The 15,106-nt window shown below is 65.5% G+C and carries 12 protein-coding genes; 11 read left to right on the top strand and 1 reads right to left on the bottom strand.

Annotation, left to right across the window (positions count from 1 at the left end; translation table 11 throughout):
- Window positions 1-36: 36 nt before the first annotated feature.
- Window positions 37-2,892, bottom strand: a complete 2,856-nt coding sequence (locus FF090_RS07020) for a 2-oxoglutarate dehydrogenase E1 component (protein ID WP_138858317.1) — start codon at window positions 2,890-2,892, stop codon at window positions 37-39.
- 280 nt (window positions 2,893-3,172) lie between these two features.
- Between FF090_RS07020 and FF090_RS07015 the strand changes: the two genes are divergently transcribed.
- From FF090_RS07015 to FF090_RS06965, 11 genes are all read left to right on the top strand, one after another.
- Window positions 3,173-4,015, top strand: coding sequence for a 2OG-Fe(II) oxygenase family protein (locus FF090_RS07015; RefSeq protein ID WP_138856051.1), 843 nt, complete (start codon window positions 3,173-3,175; stop codon window positions 4,013-4,015).
- A 128-nt stretch (window positions 4,016-4,143) separates the two neighbouring features.
- Window positions 4,144-5,010, top strand: coding sequence for an HDOD domain-containing protein (locus tag FF090_RS07010; protein ID WP_138856050.1), 867 nt, complete (start codon window positions 4,144-4,146; stop codon window positions 5,008-5,010).
- A gap of 13 nt (window positions 5,011-5,023) precedes the next feature.
- Entirely contained in the window at window positions 5,024-5,377 is a 354-nt protein-coding gene (locus FF090_RS07005) for a hypothetical protein (protein WP_138856049.1), read from the top strand.
- A gap of 31 nt (window positions 5,378-5,408) precedes the next feature.
- Entirely contained in the window at window positions 5,409-7,010 is a 1,602-nt protein-coding gene (locus FF090_RS07000; protein ID WP_138856048.1) for an ABC transporter substrate-binding protein, read from the top strand.
- Between the two features lie 227 nt (window positions 7,011-7,237).
- Entirely contained in the window at window positions 7,238-7,696 is a 459-nt protein-coding gene (locus FF090_RS19745; protein WP_138856047.1) for a prepilin-type N-terminal cleavage/methylation domain-containing protein, read from the top strand.
- Between the two features lie 53 nt (window positions 7,697-7,749).
- Window positions 7,750-10,020 carry an aminotransferase class V-fold PLP-dependent enzyme gene (locus FF090_RS06990; protein WP_138856046.1) on the top strand — a complete coding sequence of 757 codons (2,271 nt, stop codon included), beginning with the start codon at window positions 7,750-7,752 and terminating at the stop codon, window positions 10,018-10,020.
- Window positions 10,021-10,132: 112 nt separating this feature from the next.
- The gene (locus tag FF090_RS06985; RefSeq protein WP_138856045.1) at window positions 10,133-11,398 is read left to right on the top strand and encodes a response regulator; all 1,266 of its coding nucleotides are present in this window, start codon (window positions 10,133-10,135) and stop codon (window positions 11,396-11,398) included.
- A 431-nt stretch (window positions 11,399-11,829) separates the two neighbouring features.
- The gene (locus FF090_RS06980; RefSeq protein WP_138856044.1) at window positions 11,830-12,078 is read left to right on the top strand and encodes a hypothetical protein; all 249 of its coding nucleotides are present in this window, start codon (window positions 11,830-11,832) and stop codon (window positions 12,076-12,078) included.
- 115 nt (window positions 12,079-12,193) lie between these two features.
- Window positions 12,194-14,008 (top strand): DUF1631 family protein, encoded by a 1,815-nt coding sequence (locus FF090_RS06975; protein ID WP_138856043.1) that lies wholly within the window; start codon window positions 12,194-12,196, stop codon window positions 14,006-14,008.
- Window positions 14,005-14,304 (top strand): hypothetical protein, encoded by a 300-nt coding sequence (locus tag FF090_RS06970; protein ID WP_138856042.1) that lies wholly within the window; start codon window positions 14,005-14,007, stop codon window positions 14,302-14,304. Before FF090_RS06975 ends, FF090_RS06970 begins: the two co-directional genes overlap by 4 nt.
- Before the next feature lie 151 nt (window positions 14,305-14,455).
- Window positions 14,456-15,100, top strand: a complete 645-nt coding sequence (locus FF090_RS06965) for a DUF47 domain-containing protein (protein ID WP_138856041.1) — start codon at window positions 14,456-14,458, stop codon at window positions 15,098-15,100.
- Window positions 15,101-15,106: the final 6 nt, after the last annotated feature.

Raw genomic sequence — 15,106 nt, 5'->3', positions numbered from 1 at the left:
CAGAGTTAAAGCGGCGGCGAAGCCGTCCGCTTTAACTTACTTTGTGAGGACAAAGCCCTTGAGCTTGGCGAAGGCCTGATCCAGCAGGGCCTTTTGCTGCTCCTGGTGCAGGCTGGCGTAGCCGCAGGCCGGGCTGGCGCTGGCCGGACGACCGGCGTAACCGAGCTTCTGGCCCTCGGCCATGTTCTCGTGCACATAGTGCTGCACAAAGAACCAGGCGCCCTGGTTTTGCGGCTCGTCCTGGCACCACACCAATTCCGTGGCGCTCGGATATTTCTTCAGCTCGGCAGCGAAGGCCTTGTGCGGGAAGGGGTAGAGCTGCTCGACGCGCACGATGGCCACGTCGTCGGCCTTCTTCTCCTCGCGCTTCTTGTGCAGGTCGTAGACCACCTTGCCCGAGCAGACCACCACGCGCTTGACCTTGTCGGCCTTGATGGAGGCATCCACCTCGCCGATCACAGTCTTGAATTCACCCTTGGTGAATTCGATCAGCGGGCTGGTGGCGTCCTTGGCACGCAGCAAGCTCTTGGGCGTCATGATGACCAGGGGCTTCCTGAACATGCGCAGCATCTGGCGGCGCAGCACATGGAAGATCTGGCTGGCCGTGGTGGGCTGCACGATCTGCATGTTGTTGTCCGCGGCCAGCTGCATGAAGCGCTCCAGGCGAGCCGAGCTGTGCTCGGGGCCCTGGCCCTCATAGCCGTGCGGCAGCATCATGGTCAGGCCATTGGCGCGGCCCCACTTCACTTCGCCGCTGGCGATGAATTGGTCGATCACCACCTGGGCGCCGTTGACGAAATCGCCGAACTGCGCTTCCCAGATCGTCAGCGTGTTGGGCTCGGCGGCGGCATAGCCGTACTCGAAGCCCAGCACCGCTTCCTCGCTAAGGATGGAATCGATGACGGTGAAGCTGGCCTGGCCCTCGGCCACGTTCTGCAGCGGGATGTAGGTGCCGTCATCCCAGTTGGTGCGCTGCTGGTCGTGCAGCACCGAGTGGCGGTGCGTGAAGGTGCCGCGACCACAGTCCTCGCCCGAGAGGCGCACCGGATAGCCCGAGGCCACCAGCGAAGCGAAAGCCATGGCCTCGCCCATGCCCCAGTCCACATTGATGTCGCCCTTGGCCATCGCGGCGCGGTCGGCATAGACCTTGGCCACCAGGGAATGGGCTGCGAAGTCCTTGGGCAGGGTGGTGAGTTTTTCGCTCAGGCGCTTCCACTCGGCGCTGGGGATGGCGGTGTCGCAGTTGTCCGTCCACTTCTTGCCCAGGAAGGGCGACCAGTCGGTGGCGTACTTGCTCTTGAAGTTGGTCAGCACCGGATCCACGGTGTGACGGCCTTCGTCCATCGCGGCGCGGTAGGCCTTGACCATCTCATCAGGGCCATCAGCGGCCAGGGCGCCCTGCGCCACCAGCTTGTCGCCATAGACCTTGCGGGTGCCGGGGTGAGCCGCGATCTTCTTGTACATCAGCGGCTGGGTCAGAGCCGGGGTGTCCTGCTCGTTGTGGCCCAGCTTGCGGAAGCAAACAATGTCCAGCACCACGTCCTTGCGGTACTCGGCGCGGTAGTCCATGGCCAGTTGCATGGCCCAGACCACAGCCTCGGGGTCGTCGCCATTCACATGCAGCACCGGGGCCTCGATCATCTTCACCACATCGCTGCAGTAGGTGGTCGAGCGCAGGTCGCGCGGATCGCTGGTGGTGAAGCCGATCTGGTTGTTGATGACGATGTGCACCGTGCCGCCGGTCTTGTAGCCGCGCGTCTGGGCCATGCACAAGGTTTCTTGCACCACACCCTGGCCGCCGAAAGCCGCATCGCCGTGCACCAGCACCGGCATGACTTGGCGACCCTCCTTGTCGCCACGGCGGTCCTGGCGGGCGCGCACGCTGCCCTCCACCACCGGGTTGACGATTTCCAGATGCGAGGGGTTAAAGGCCAGCGAAAGATGCACCGGGCCGCCGGGGGTGGACACATCAGAGCTGAAGCCCTGGTGGTACTTCACGTCGCCGGCGGGCAGGTCGATGTCCTTCTTGCCCTCAAACTCGGCAAACAGCTCGGCGGGCATCTTGCCCAGCGTGTTCACCAACACGTTCAGGCGGCCACGGTGGGCCATGCCGATGACGATCTCCTGCACCCCGTTTTCGCCGGCGCGGCGGATCAGCTCGTCCATTGCGGCGATGAAACTCTCGCCCCCTTCCAGCGAGAAGCGCTTCTGGCCCACGTACTTGGTGTGCAGATAGCGCTCCAGGCCCTCGGCCGCCGTCAGGCGCTCCAGGATCGCCTTCTTCTTCTCAGCGCTGAAGCTGGGCCGGCCACGGGCCTTCTCCAGGCGCTCCTGCCACCAGCGCTTCTCGCCGGGGTCCGTGCAGTGCATGAATTCGGCGCCAATGCTGCCGCAATAGGTTTCACGCAGCGCCTGGTGAATGGCGCGCAGGGACATCGTCTCGCCACCGAAATAGGTATTGGCGGCCGAGAAGGTCAGATCCATGTCCGCTTCGGACAGGTCGTAGAACGCAGGCTCCAGCTCGGGGATCTTCGGGCGCTCTTGACGCTTGAGTGGATCCAGCTCGGCCCAGCGGTTGCCCAGAAAGCGGTAGGCCGCGATCAGGCTCTGCACATGCACCTGCTTGCGCGCCACGGCCAGATCGGCACTGCTGGCCTTGGCCGCAAAGGCATTGGACTTGGCACGCTGAGCGAAGCTCTCGATCACGGGCGCATGGGCCACATCGGGGCTGTTCGTGCCGTCAGTCGCGGGCACGTTTTGCAGCGCGTCGAAGTAGGCGCGCCAGTTGTCCGGCACCGAACCGGGGTTGTCGAGGTAAGCCTCGTACATCTCTTCGACATAGGGCGCATTGCCCCCGAAGAGGTACGAGTTCGACCTGTATTGCTGCATCATTTCGCTGACCTCACGCTTCGGTTTCCAAAGCAATTGGCTGGTTATTGAACCTTCCGCGACACGGCCAGACCGGTTAGCGGATTGCGACCCGTAAGGGGGACGGGAAGGGCTACAGAAAGGGCAAACTCTAGAAATTCAGACCGGTCCGAATGCGAACACACTGACCGGGGCGCCGACTGTAGCACCCGCCTTTGCCCCCCTAAGGGTCACCCGGCCTTTGCTTTAGACTGCGAAATTCGACCAACTGGTCAAACTTACAACCCTCTGCAGGAGACCCGTGATGGAAGTTCAAGTCGTCGACTACCGCGCCCCCGATGCGGCCGAGCGTTTCACGCGCAGCCTGCATGAGACTGGCTTTGGCGTTCTGAAGAACCACCCCATCCCCCAGGATCTGGTCGAGCGCATCTACGCTACTTGGCTGGACTTCTTCAACTCCGAACAGAAACACGACTTCGCCTTCAGCAAGGAGAAGCAGGATGGCTACTTCAGCACCGCCATCAGCGAGACCGCCAAGGGCTTCACGCAGAAGGACATCAAGGAGTACTTCCACATCTACCCCTGGGGTCGCATTCCGGAGCAACTCAAGGCCGACGCCATGGACTACTACCAGCGCGCCAACGCCCTGGCGCAGGAGCTGCTGGGCTGGGTGGAGCGCTACACGCCGCCGGAAATCGCCAAGAACTACCGCGAGCCGCTCTCCAACATGATCAAGGACAGCACAGGCACCCTGCTGCGCGTGCTGCGCTACCCGCCGCTCACGGGCAATGAACCCGCAGGCGCCGTGCGCGCTGCTGCCCACGGCGACATCAATCTGCTCACCATCCTGCCGGCCGCCAATGAACCGGGTCTGCAGATCAAGGGCACCGACAACCAATGGCGCGACGTGCCCTGCGACTTCGGCACGCTCGCCATCAACATCGGCGACATGCTGCAAGAAGCCAGCCAGGGCTACTACCCCAGCACCTTGCACCAGGTGCTCAACCCCGTCGGCGAGGGGGCGAAGCGCAGCCGGGTGTCGCTGCCCTTGTTCCTGCACCCCCGCAACGACGTGGTGCTGAGCGACCGCTACACGGCCGGTGCCTATCTGGAAGAGCGACTGCGCGAACTGGGCGTGAAGTCCTGACGCCCGGGCTGCCGCCCTCCAGGCCCCGGCAGGCAAGCCGCCTGCCGGGGCCTCCTTCTTTTTGAGTACGACGGCCGTTCGGCGTTCGCGGTACAAGCTCGTCCATCCACGACCTTGGAGACGCAGCGATGGACGCCGTTGAACTGCAACACGAGATCGATCTGGCCCTGCTCACCCCGCTGATCCGCACGGTTCAGATCCCGGCGCGGCCCAGCATCCTGGCCAAGGTGCAGGAGGAACTGCAAAGCGAAGCGCCGCTCATTCAGCGCCTGGCGCAAACGGTGAGCTGCGATGTGGCCATCTCAGCCGCCCTGCTCAAGATCGCCAACTCACCGCTGATGGGACTGAGCCGCCGCGCCGAAACCGTCAGCCAGGCCTTCACACTGTTGGGCCTGCGCCAGGTAGAGGCGGTGCTGACCGAAATCACACTCAAAAAGGCTTTGCGTGGGGACGGCATGGCCATGGAGCGGTTCTGGGATGTTTCCTCCAAGCGCGCTCGGGCCATGGCTTACCTCGCGCGCCGCGAGCGCCTGGGGCCGGCTGACATCGCACACAGCTTCGGCCTCTTCATGGATGTGGGCATCGCGCTGCTGATGCAACAGCCGCTGATCCCAAGCTACGCCAACACCCTGAGGATTGCCAACGACTCGATGGATCCCTTCACCCAGGTCGAGCGCGAGCGTCACGGCACCGACCACTGCCTGCTGGGCGCAGCCATGGCGCGCGACTGGGGGGTCTCGCAGACCGTGCTACTGGCGGTGCGTCTGCACCATGACTACGCAACATTGGATGACCCCCGCACGCCAACGGTGGTGCGCGACCTGGTGGCGCTCTCCGCCGTGGTCGATCACATCATTCAGCGTTTCGCCGGCCAGAACCACACCCTGGAGTGGGCCAAGGCCGGTCCGCGTTCCTGCCACTGCCTGGACCTGGACGAGGCACAGCTCGAACATTGGACCGAAGAGATTCACGAACTCTTCAACCAGGAAGGCTGATCACAATGGCGGCGTGAACTCATCGCGCCGTCTCGTCGCCATCCATCCCAGCGCCCCCGCCAAGCCGGCGCTGGGCGCCCCCTGCAATGGCTGCGGCCTGTGTTGCCTGGCCGAGCCCTGCCCCCTGGGCATGCTGGCCAGCCGCAGCCGCCAAGGCGCCTGCCGGGCCTTAGAGTGGCAAGCTGAAGCAGCGCGCTACCGCTGCGGACTGCTGCGCGCACCCGCCGCGCATCTACTCGGCCTGAAGGCCAAAGCCCCTCACGCAGTCGATGCCTTGCTCAGGCCGCTGGCACGGCGTTGGATCGCCGCCGGTATCGGCTGCGATGCCGACATCGAAGCCCAGCCTGCAAAAGCACCCGAAGCCTGACTACCATGCGCGCCTCATTCGGAGGAATCGCATGTCGCTCGTTGCCCCTGCCCTTGCCCGCACCCCCATCGCCACGCTGCTGGCCGCCGCCGCGCTGTGCCTCAGCGCTGCCAGCCCCGCCTCCACCCTGCGCTGGGCGGCCCAGAACGATGTGTTGACCCTGGACCCACACAGCCAAAACCACAACACCACCAGCGCCATCCTGCAGCACAGCTACGAGGGCCTGACGCGCTTCTCCAAGGACTACCAGGTCGAAGGCGCGCTGGCCTCGGAGTGGAAGGCCATCACCCCCACGCAGATCCGCTTCAGCCTGCGCAAGGGCGTGAAGTTCCATGACGGCAGCCCCTTCACCGCCGACGATGTGGTGTTCAGCTTCCAGCGCGTCAAGGCCCCCACCTCCAACATGCACGCCTTTGTGGCCGGTGTGAAGGAGATCAAGAAGATTGACGCGCACACCGTGGACCTGATCCTGGAGCGGCCTGACCCCATCCTGACCCGCACCATCGTGGGCTTTCGCATCGTCAGCAAGGCCTGGGCCGAAAAGAACAAGGCGACGCAGCCGCCCAACTTCAAGGCCAAGGAAGAGAACTACGCCACCCGCAATGCCATGGGCACGGGGCCCTACAAGATCACCGGCTGGCAGCCCGAGCAGCGCATCACCCTGGTCCAGAACAAGGATTGGTGGGATGCCAAGAACGCCAGCAATGTCAGCGAAGTGATCTACAGCCCGATCAAGAGCGACCAGACCCGCGTGGCAGCCTTTCTCTCGGGCGAGATCGACTTGTTGACCGACCTGCCGACCCAGGACTTCGCCAAGCTGAAGGCCGACCCCAAACACAAGCTGATCGAGGGCAATGAAGTCCGGACGATCTTCCTGGTGATGGACCAGGGCTCCGACGAGATCAAGGGCAGCAACATCAAGGGCGCCAATCCCTTCAAGGACAAGCGCGTGCGCGAAGCCCTGTCGATCGCCATCGACCGTCAGGGCATCCAGCGCGCCATCATGCGCGGGCTCTCCCTGCCAGCCATGACCATGCTGGCGCCGGGTGTCAACGGCCACAACCCGCAGCTGGACGCCGCGCCCAAGGCCGACCCCGAACGCGCCAAGAAGCTGCTGGCCGAGGCCGGCTATGCCAATGGTTTCGAAGTGCCGCTGAACTGCCCCAACAACCGCTATGTCAACGACGAAGAGGTCTGCCAGGCCATCGTCAGCATGTGGGCGCGCATCGGGGTCAAGGCCAAGCTGGCCACCGAGAGCTTCGCCAGCTACAGCCCCAAGCTGCAGAACTTCGAATTCCCCCTCTTCCTGTACGGCTGGGGCGTGAACACCTTTGATGCCCTCTACACCCTGCAGGCCCTGGCCCACACCCGCACGGGCGGCGCCGATGGCAACAACAACTACTGGAAGCTCAGCGATGGCCGGCTGGACACCCTGATCACCGACATCAAGATCGAGATGGAGCCCGTCAAGCGCAACGCCTTGATCAATGCGGTGCAGCAGCGCATCAAGGACGAGACCTACTTCATCCCCCTGCACCACCAGGTGCGCCCCTGGGCCATGAAACCCGCGGTGACCAGCCTGCACCGAGCCGACGACAAGCCCGAGGCCCGCTTCACCAGCATCAAGAAGTAAGAACCACTGCCTGCCTCATTTGCAGGCAATGGAGAGAAGTGCCAGGCCCATCAAGCACTTGCGAGATCGGCCCGGCGCCCATCCACGGACTTATCCACAGGCGCTGGGGATGAATACCCTGCCCCCGCGCTTCACCCGATGCCCAAACTGACGGGCCTTGCCTATGCTTCGGCCCCAGCCAGTCGGCGGCCCTGTTCGCCCCCAACCTCAGCTCTGGAGCCCTTTGCATGCCTTCACGTCAGCGCGGTTTCACCATCATTGAACTCATTGTGGTCATCGTGGTCTTGGGCATCCTGGCGGCCATTGCCCTGCCCAAGTTCGTGCACCTCAGCGGCGAGGCGCGCATCGGCAAGATGAATGGCGCGGCCGGCGCCATCAACTCGGCGGCGGCCACCATCCATGCCAAGTGGCTGGCCAATGGCTCGCCCACGGCGGGCACTCTGGCCTATGAAGGCGGCTCACTCACAGTGGCCACCCAGATCGTCAACGGCTATCCAGCGGCTTCTGTGATCGCCACGCTGGCAGGCCTGTCGAGCAACGACTTCAATGCGGGCACGGTGGCAGCGGGCGCCATTCCCATCAGTGACATCAGCAAGGCCGCCTGCCTGATCACCTATACCGAGGCAGCGGCTGGTGCCGCCCCCACCATCAGCACCACCGCCCTAACCCTGGCCAACTGCCAGTAAAGCACCCGCTCGCCCCGGTCCCTGCGGGACAGGCGCACCACAGGCCCGTCCCCATGGAAATCTATCTCGATGCCAATGCCACCACGCCGGTGCTGGCGCGCGCCCGCGCCGCCGCGCTGGCGGCCATGGCCGACGACTACGGCAACCCCAGCAGCATCCATAGCAGCGGCCTGAAGGCCCGCGCCTTGGTGGACGGCGTGCGTGCGCTGGCTCGCCGGGTGCTGGGCGCACCCACGGGCCAGTTGCTGTTCGTCAGCGGCGCAACCGAGGGCATCCAGACCGCTGTTCTCTCAGCCCTGCACGCGCTGCGCCGTCGCCCGAGCCCGGACGGCCAGCCTTGGTTGCTGCTCTACGGCGCCACCGAACACAAGGTGGTGCCGGAGTCCCTGCGCCACTGGAATGAGTTGCTGGGGCTGGACTTCGAGATCCAGGCCATTCCCGTCCACAGCGATGGACGCCATGATCTTGAATGGCTAAAGCAACGGGCGCCGCGCGCCGGCTTGGTCTGCACCATGGCCGCCAACAACGAGAGCGGCGTCATCAGCGACCTGAGCGGCATCGCCACCGCCCTGACCGACAGCCCGGCGCTGTGGCTGGTCGACGGCGTACAGGCCCTGGGTAAGCTGCCACTCCAACTGGGCGCGCTGCGCATCGATTACGCAGCCTTTTCCGGGCACAAGTTGTACGCCCCCAAGGGCATTGGCCTGCTGTATGTGCGCGAGGGAGCACCCTTCACCCCTCTGCTGGCCGGCGGCGGCCAAGAGGGTGCGCGACGCTCGGGGACCGAAAACATGTCGGGCATTGCCGCCCTGGGTGCCGTGCTGGCCACGCTGGAAGAAGGCCAGCGCTTCAAACCCCTGCCCGTTCTTCAGGCTTACCGCGAGCAGTTGAGCGCAGCCCTGCAAGCCGCCTTCACCGGTCTGTGCTTTAACGCACCGCCGGCCATCTGCCTGCCCACCACGCTCAATTTCTCGGTGCCCGGGCTGAGCTCGAAGTTGCTGCTCGACCTGTTCGACGCCGCCGAGGTGCGTGTCAGCGGGGGCTCGGCCTGCAATGCCAGCAAGGCCCAGCCCAGCCATGTGTTGCAGGCCATGGGGCTGCCAGCCTGGCAGGCTGACTCCGCCGTACGGCTCTCCTTCGGGCCGGCCGTCAACCAGCTCTTCATTGACGACGCCTGCGCACGCATCCGCAGTTGCGGCGAGGCCCTGCGGGCATGCTGCCTGGGCAGCCACACCGATCCCCTGCCCTTGACCGACGGCGTGACCCGCTTCGAGGTCGATGGCGCCTGTTGCTATGTGGTGGTCGATGCCGCCAGCCGGCAATGCGTCGTGATCGATCCGCTGCCCGAGCTGTTTGATCACCTGCTTCAATGGCTGAGCTGTCAGCAAGCCCAAGTGCGTGCGGTGCTGGACACCCACAGCCACGCCGATCATGAAAGCGTGGCGGGCACACTGCGCGAGGCCTTGATGAACCCGCTGGCCGTTGACGCGCTGCCCATTAACTCGCTGGGCTGGCCCGAAGGGCAGACGATCATCCCTCTGGGCGCACGGACGCTGCAACGCCTGCCGCTGCCCGGCCACACGCAAGACTCCACCGCTTACCTGCTGCGCGACACCGGCAGCCTGCGCCTGGCCTTTGTCGGCGACACCGTCTTGCCCGGCGCGCTGGGGCGCAGCGACTTTGAGCGCAGCGCCCCCCTGGCCTACGCCGGTTCCTTGCAACTTCTGGCCCAGACCCTTGGGCCTGACCTGCTGCTTTTGCCGGCGCATGACTATGACCGCCGCCTGGCCACCAATCTGCGCACCGAATCGGCCCAGCAGCCGCTACTCAGCAAGGTGCTGAACGGCCAACTCGATGCCAACGGATTCGCCGCCAGCAAGGCTGTGCTGGAACGCAATCTGGCACCGACGGTCTATCAGACCTTGGCCTGCGGTGCGCCGCAGCCCACCCAAATTGAGAGCGGCCCGCTGGAGTTGGACCCCAGCGAACTAAGGGCCTGGCTGCGCCAGCACCCCAACGCGCATTGGATCGATGTGCGCGAGCCTTATGAGCAACGTTTGAGTGCGCCCCAGGTGCTGGAGCCGGCCTGCCCGGCGCTGAACGCGCCCCTCTCCACCCTGATCAATCACCTGCCTGACTGGTTGCCCGAGCAGCCGCCGCGCCCCCTGCTCTTCGTTTGCCGCAGTGGCAATCGCAGCCTGCAAGCAGCCCGGGCCCTGCGCCGCCTGGGCCATGAGCAAGCCTGGAGCTTGAGTGGCGGCCTGGCCCTCTGGGCCAAGCTGGAGCACACCAGCCCCTCGGATGAGGCGGCCCTGGCCATTTGAAGCCGGCCAGTCGGAGCGTCAACAACGCCCGGATACCGGCACTGCGTTGCTATGCTGACGCCCCAGCACCCGAAAGCGCCGCCCCGGTCCCGGCGCCAACGCTGACTTGACCATGAATGAAGATCTGATTTGGATGCTCGGCGGCGGCCTGGCCCTGGTGCTGGTTCTGTGGGCTTGGCACCGATCCAAGCGCGGAAAACAAGCAAGCGACAGTCGACCCGCGGACGTCCACGCCGAAACGCAGGCCGATACCCACGCAGACACCCACACCCATACCCAAGCGGACACCCAGGCCGACACTGCCCTCAAGCATTCTGAAGAGGAGGCCAAAGAGTCGCTTGAAGACAGCGAGGCCGCTGAAGCAGAGCGCATGGTGGCCGAGGCCTATGCCCTGGCGGCTGCGCAGGTCGAGTCGGATCGACGCAGCAAGGCCGAAGCTGAATCGGCCGCCCAGTCAGCGGCTCAGGCCAAGGCCCTAGAGGAACAACGCCTGGCCGAGGCCGCGGCCGAAGAGCGCGCAGCCGCCGCGCGCCAAGCTGAAGAAGCGGCGGCGCGGATCGAGGCAGAGCGCCTCGCAGCCGAGGCACTCGCGCAAGCACAAGCCCAAGCGGCGGCGGAAGCGGAACGCCTGGCGGCACAGGCCGAGGCGGAGCGCCAAGCCGCCCTGGCGGCAGCTCAGGCGCGCGCCGAGCAAGAGGCCGCCGAGGCGCGTGAACGAGCCGCAGCAGCTGAAGCGGCCGAGGCGGCTGCAAGAGAAGCGGCCCTGGCCGCCGCCGCGGAGGAGGCTCGGCGCGTAGAGGCCGAGGCCGCCGCGCGTGCGGCAGCGGCCGAGCAAGCCGCCGAGGCCGAGCGCCTTGCTCGCGAACGCGCCGCGGAAGCCGAGCGGGTAGCGCAGGCCGAGGCGTTGGCGATCCAGGCGGCGGCACAAGCCGCAGCACAAGCCGCAGCCGAAGCCGCTGCAGCAAAGATCGCGGCCGCACCCTCGCGCCCCTTGAGTCCCCAAGAGACCCGGGTGATGGTGGTGGATGACTCCAAAGTCGTGCGGGTCAAAACCAGCCGCGTCCTGGCGCCCCGGGGCTATCAGGTGGTGCTGGCCGAGAGCGCCGAAGAGGCCATCGAAAAACTCAGCGCACAAGCTCCCCATGTCCTGATTACCGACGTGGAGATGCCCGGCATGGACGGCTTTGATCTGACCCGCCATGTGCGGGCCACGCCCGCCATTGCCGAACTGCCGGTGATCATGATCACCTCGGCCGATGACCGCCAGGAGGCTGCGCAAGCGGCGGGCGTCAGCGTGCTGCTGGGCAAGCCCTACTCCGAAGCCGAGCTCATCGCCTGCATCGAGCGCGCCCGGCTCGCGGTTCAATTGCCCGCATAACCCCGTAGGGAGGGTCAGCAAAACCCCTGCAGCCCGCGTTTGCGAGAGAACCGGCCGGATCGTAGGCGGCGCGCGAAGGTCGGACTCGACGTCCGACAGCCGAGCGCGCCAACGACCGAGACGGCCGGTTATCTCGCAAACCCGTGCGGGCCAAAGACTTTTCGGGCGATGGCCGGCGTAGCAAGCCTTGCTCAGGCCTCCAGCCTGAGCGGCGGCTCGCGCCTTGGCCCTCATCCCGAAAAGTCTTGGCGCGGGCGCAGGGGGTTTTGCAGACCCTCCCTAGCCCTCGGGGGGTATGGGGTTTCCACTCTAGGTGTTGCCCGAATCGGGTTTGCCTCGCTTTTTGCGCCAAGACTAGCCTCGCAGAATCCGCCCGCTCTCGAACGGCCCCGCCCCATTGGCAAGGCCCGTAATTTGAGTCGGAGACTGCGATGCAAGACACCCATTCCCTCGAGCGTCACGCGCCCCTGGATCAGGCGCTTCAAGATGCCAGCCTGAGTTTTTGGCTGCGTGGTGCACTGGCGACTGCCCTGCGCCGTGACCCCTCAGATGCAGCCAGCGATGCCCGCCGCCTCGCCGCCTTGCTCGATGAGCATCTGGAGACGCTGGGGCGCGCGCCCAGCACACCCGCCGCGCGGGATTTCGACGACTTTGCCGAAACGGTGCGCCTGGCGCTCTGATCGTCCGCTGGCACGGTGTGAATTCATCACACCGGCTGCGCGTTCGGCCCTGAAGTCCCGGGCCAGCCGGAGCTAGAGTCGCGCGCGCACTTCTGCCCGCGCTTCTTCGCCCCCAATGTCCACCCTGCTGTCCCGCCACCTTGAGGCCCTGGAAGGCTGTGCCGCCCAGCTGTCTGAGGACCAGGTCCAGGCATGGATTCGCGCGCTGCGCACCCCGCATGCCAACTTCACGGCAGCACAGTCCCGCCAAGCCCACACCTTGGCCGGTGAACTACAGGCCTGCTGGCCCGGCCTCTGTCGCCAATTGGCACAGGCGCTGACGACGCAGATTCGCCAGGCCCGCGTCGGCCAGGCACCGCAGTTCGCCCCCAGTCGGCCGGCGCCGCTGTTTGCGCTGAGCGACTTCGCCCTGGTGGACGAAGCCCAGGCTGAGCGCGACATCCTGATTGCCCGCCTGGTGCAACAGGTGGAATTGCAAGCCGAGTGGGAATTGCGCGAACTACTCGGGCGGGTCAACTGCTTGGCAGCGTTGGATGGGCTGCGCCGCTTTGAACTGAGCAACTATCCCGCCAGTCCGGCGGTTTTTGCCCGCGCCTTGTGCCAACTGGCCCAAGGGCTGCCCTTCGCCCCCAATCAGATTGAGCTGCTGATGCGGGTGGTTGGCCCCACCCTGGGCGTCACGCTGAAAAGTCAGTACGCGGCCTGGAGCCGTGCCCTGGCAGAGCAAGGCGCTCCGGCCGCGCGCTACAGCTTGGCTGCATCGAGCCCTCCGGCCCACGAGCGTCTGGCACAGCTCCTGTCCACCCCGCAGCTGGATCCCGGATTGCGCAGTGCACTGGAAAGCCTGCGCGCGCCGGTTCGCGCACTGGCCCAGGCGCAAGGCCAATCCTTGGCGCTGACCGGCGCAGATCCCGCCCTGGCTTTGGTCGAGGCCATCGCCGAGCTCTTCGACAACCACCGCCCCGCGCATCGCAGCCAGTCACTCGCATTGGGGCTGCGGCCTGCGCTCAGTCGGCTGGAGACACGCCTATCTCCGCAGGCCGCGGACTTCGTTCGGGCTCTGCAAGAAGTCCAGGAGCTGGCCGAGCAGGATGTTCAACAGCAACTGCAAGAAGCCGCCCCGACGGTGCGAGTGCTCTTGCAAGCGGAGCAAGAACAGTGCTTGCTGCCCTGCGTGCAGGAGCAGATTTCAGAGCAACTGCGTCGCGCGCCCGCGCTCAGCCCACTGCTCTTGAACCTGATGACCGGCGCCTGGGCCCAGGCCATTGCCCACAGCCTGGCCACCGAGGGCGAAAGCGCGCCCGCCAGTCAGCGTCTGATGGGCACGCTCGACGCCTTGATCCTCAGCCTGCATCGCCCCAAAGGCGAGGCCGAGCGCCAGCGTCAAGTGCAGGAGCTCCCGACCCTGATCGCCCAGGTTCAAGATTGCCTGCGGCTCCTTGCCCTCCCCGAGGCGGCCCAGGCCCCTATCCTGGACGCCCTGATGAAGACGCATCGACGCCTGCTGTTCAGGTCGCGGACGCCGCCGGCCGTCGCCACGGCAACGGAGATTGAGTGGGATGACGCCAGCTTTCAGGCTCAAGCTGCCGATCACTGGCAACGCAGCGACACCGATCTGGGCCAGTTGCCCACCGTACCGCTACCCCTGGAGGAGCAAGGGGCGGCCTCGGCCTGGCTGGAGCAGTTGCCGATTGGCAGCCGCTGCAAGGTCTTTCTATTGGGTCAATGGGTCACGGCGCGCCTGATCTGGCGCAGCGACAACGGCAAGTTCTTCATGTTCAGCTCACCACTGGCCAGTGGCTCGCACACCATGACGCGGCGTGCGCTGGAAAAGCTACGCGCCGCCGGCCTGCTGACCGATCTGGCCCCATCCCTGAGATCCCAGACATCGCCCACCCACGCAGCGGGACCTGCATTGAGCGTGGAATGAGACTGCAGTTCGTCAACGCCCGATTGGACGAGACGGACGAGGGCCTAGGCTGCATCGAGGCCTTGGCCAGCATCCGCGCGCCGCAGGCCCCGCAAGCGCGAGCCGAGCTCGACGAGTTGCTGGCCTGGGCGGAGGCCCATGCGCCCGGCCCCCGGGGGCCACGCGAAGAAGGCGGCCACTGGGATGCCCAGCTGGACCTGCATTCGCAAGGTGAGTGGCTAGAGTTGTCGCTCACCGTGGTGGGCCCGCTGCCCTGGTGCGAGGCATTGATACAACAGTTCGACCTCGACAATTAGGGGCGGCTCGCGTCCGAGAGATTCCTCCCCATTCGGCGGTTCTGGGATCGCCAATGGCCGAAAATACGCGATTGCGGCAATCTCATCGACTGCCAGCGCAGTCTGCCTGGCAGACCCTGCGCCACTTCACACCTCCCAACCAGGAACCTCCATGTTTGGAAAACTGCTGCCCCGTGAGGGCAATTTCTTTGAGCTGTTCAACCAGCACGCGGGCTACATCGTCGAAGCTGCGCAGGCCTTCTCTCAACTGGTGGCCAACTACAACAATCTGGAGTTGCGCGCCAAGTACAACGAGGCCGTGGACCACGCCGAACATGCAGCCGACCGCGTGACCCACGAGGTCAACCGCGCCATCCACGTCACCTTCATCACGCCCATTGATCGCGATCAGATCCATGCGCTGATCAACACCATGGACGACGTGGCCGACCTGATGCAGGACGCCGCCGAAACCATGGCGCTCTACGACGTGCGCACCATGACAGAGGAGATTTCGCGCCTCACCGATCTGAGCGTGAAGTGCTGCGAGCGCGTGCGCCACGCGGTCAGCCTGTTGCCGCGCATCGCGGAACCGGCCACCATGGAGGCGGCGCTCAAGACCTGCGAAGAGATTGACCAGCTCGAAGGCGACGCCGATCGCGTAATGCGCATGGCGATGAGCAAGCTGTTCCGCGACGACACCGAGGCGCGCGAACTGATCAAGCTCAAAGCCATTTACGAGCTGCTGGAGAGCATCACCGACCGCTGCGAGGACGTGGCCAATGTGATCGAGGGCATCATCCTCGAGAACTCCTGAGCGGCG

Source organism: Inhella inkyongensis (genome assembly GCF_005952805.1).
Taxonomy (GTDB): domain Bacteria; phylum Pseudomonadota; class Gammaproteobacteria; order Burkholderiales; family Burkholderiaceae_C; genus Inhella; species Inhella inkyongensis.
The sequence above is the reverse complement of the archived record's forward strand: the minus strand, read 5'-3'. Positions and strand labels throughout refer to the sequence as shown.

Coding starts and splice junctions, on each gene's coding strand:
- FF090_RS07020 (WP_138858317.1), bottom strand. CDS start 2,892: ATGATGCAGCAATACAGGTCGAACTCGTACCTCTTCGGGGGCAATGCG.
- FF090_RS07015 (WP_138856051.1), top strand. CDS start 3,173: ATGGAAGTTCAAGTCGTCGACTACCGCGCCCCCGATGCGGCCGAGCGT.
- FF090_RS07010 (WP_138856050.1), top strand. CDS start 4,144: ATGGACGCCGTTGAACTGCAACACGAGATCGATCTGGCCCTGCTCACC.
- FF090_RS07000 (WP_138856048.1), top strand. CDS start 5,409: ATGTCGCTCGTTGCCCCTGCCCTTGCCCGCACCCCCATCGCCACGCTG.
- FF090_RS19745 (WP_138856047.1), top strand. CDS start 7,238: ATGCCTTCACGTCAGCGCGGTTTCACCATCATTGAACTCATTGTGGTC.
- FF090_RS06990 (WP_138856046.1), top strand. CDS start 7,750: ATGGAAATCTATCTCGATGCCAATGCCACCACGCCGGTGCTGGCGCGC.
- FF090_RS06985 (WP_138856045.1), top strand. CDS start 10,133: ATGAATGAAGATCTGATTTGGATGCTCGGCGGCGGCCTGGCCCTGGTG.
- FF090_RS06980 (WP_138856044.1), top strand. CDS start 11,830: ATGCAAGACACCCATTCCCTCGAGCGTCACGCGCCCCTGGATCAGGCG.
- FF090_RS06975 (WP_138856043.1), top strand. CDS start 12,194: ATGTCCACCCTGCTGTCCCGCCACCTTGAGGCCCTGGAAGGCTGTGCC.
- FF090_RS06970 (WP_138856042.1), top strand. CDS start 14,005: ATGAGACTGCAGTTCGTCAACGCCCGATTGGACGAGACGGACGAGGGC.
- FF090_RS06965 (WP_138856041.1), top strand. CDS start 14,456: ATGTTTGGAAAACTGCTGCCCCGTGAGGGCAATTTCTTTGAGCTGTTC.